Annotated in this window: 1 protein-coding gene; it reads right to left on the reverse strand. The window is 63.3% G+C overall.

Features of this window, described 5'->3' with window-relative positions; genetic code table 11:
• A partial coding sequence (locus VBE63_RS28325; RefSeq protein WP_323686323.1) for a recombinase family protein occupies positions 1–1,645 on the reverse strand: 1,645 nt, incomplete at its 3' end.
• Positions 1,646–1,936 lie beyond the last annotated feature (291 nt).

A 1,936-nucleotide genomic window follows, 5' to 3' on the forward strand; every position in this document is an offset into this window, starting at 1 on the left:
ACGGGCCACCCTTCCTACAATGTTGCAAAAAAGGGCCGGTGTCAGCTCCTCCGGCGGTGCCGTCGACTCGAAACACCACGTTCACATGCTCGCGGTTGATTTCGATGCGCTTCACCAGAGTGCGAATAAGCGCGCGGCGTTCACTCCAATCGAGCCGCTCAAGTCCGTCTGAGACCTTCGTGGCAAACTCCTCTAAACGACCGATGATCAGCTGCAGCTCGGCCTGTCGCTGACGCTCATCGCGGTGCTGCTCGGCCTGCGCTTGGAGGGTGAGCAGGCGCTCTTTGAAACGCCGGATGCGCGGCTCGAATTCGTTCTTATCGAGATACCCCTCGCTGTAGCTGTCGATCAGGCGGCTGATGCCTTGGTTGAGCTTGGCCATCTGCTTGTCTAGCGCGGCGCTCTCGGGTGCTGCGGGCGGATGCTCGGCGACCTGCAGGCGGCGCTCATATTCATGCACGAGGCGTTCAGGATCGTCGAGCAACTGACCGATCTGCTGCCAGACGGCCTGCTCTAGACGATCGGTGCGCACCTGCGTGTTGGTGCACACACGCTGGCCGCCGAAGCGGTAGGCATCGGTCCCGATGCAGCGATAGTAGGCATCGTCTCGGCGATGGCCTTTGCGGGCGCGGTTGCTGATGGCCTTGCCATAATAGGCATAGCCGCAGCAGGCGCAGACCACCAGCCCTTGCAGCAGATAGCGGGCGCCGCGCTGATGCGTGCGTGCCCGGCGCCGATTCTCGTCAAGCTGCTCCTGAACGGCATCAAACACGGCGTCACTGACCAAGGCGGGAACCGGAATCAAGAGCCAGTCGGCCACTGGCACATCCTGCGTGGCGTGGGCGCGGCGGGGTTGTAAGGGCTGTCCACGCTGGGCGCGCAGACGCGGTTGTAGCGGCCCACTGCGCGTCTTGCCAAAGGCGGCTTGGCCTCGATAAGCGGGGTTCTTGAGCATGTCCCAAATCGTGCTGCGGTCCCACCAGGTCTTGCCGCTGCGGGTGGGGAGCGCGGCGGCCTGCAACCGTCGGCAGACCTCGCCCAGGCTGAGCCGTTCGCGAGCGACCCAGGTAAAGACCTGGCGCACCACTTGGGCCTCGTCTTCACAGATCTCGTCACGGGCTTGCCCGCCACCTTCAGCGAGCGTGATGTAGCGGTAGCCATAGGGTGCTCCGGAGAGGACACTGACGCCGCCAACCTGGGCCTTATGGCGTTTACCCCGGCGGCTGCGCTCCAAGATCTTGGCCCGCTCATACTCAGCAATCATGCCTTGGACCTGCAACAGCAGTTCATCCTCGAGCGATCCGCTCAGCTCACGATTGAGAAAGACGGGCTCAACGCCGGAGCGCTGCCATTCGTCGATCAACAGCACTTGGTAGGCGTATTTGCGGGCCAGACGATCCGGGGAGTGGACGTATAAACGATCGACCTGTCCGCTCGCGAGTGCGTCGCGTAAACGCTCCAGTGCCGGGCGGATCAACGTCGATCCGCTATAGCCGTCATCGACGAACGCGTGCTCAGGGATGAGCCGCCGGCCATCGGCGTCGATCCGTGCGCGCAGCGCCGCCACCTGACTCTGAATCGTCTGTGCCTGAGACTGTTGCTCTGAGGACACGCGCGCGTACAGGGCGGCTTGAAGAGCGCTCATTGACCCTGCCTCCGTGTCGTGGACAGGTACTGAGGCGCTTCAGGCGGTTGGCTCTTTTCACTGGCAGGGGTGCTTCGCACCGGACGCGGATGCATCGGCACCACCTGGGAATAAGCGTCAACAAGGTGCTCGCCTGACAAGCGCGTCGGCTCAAACATGATCGTGATCTCCAGTGCTCGATGCGCGTTGGCTCGTCTCTTGCCCACCGCCGTTGCCCCGGTTGCCCGTTGCCGTGCGATCTGTCTCCGGAGCCACCCGCAAGGGCGCTCCGCTAAAGCCCTCCCCGTAACT

This window comes from Lamprobacter sp. (assembly GCF_034860625.1).
In the GTDB taxonomy this organism is placed as follows: Bacteria; Pseudomonadota; Gammaproteobacteria; order Chromatiales; family Chromatiaceae; genus Lamprobacter.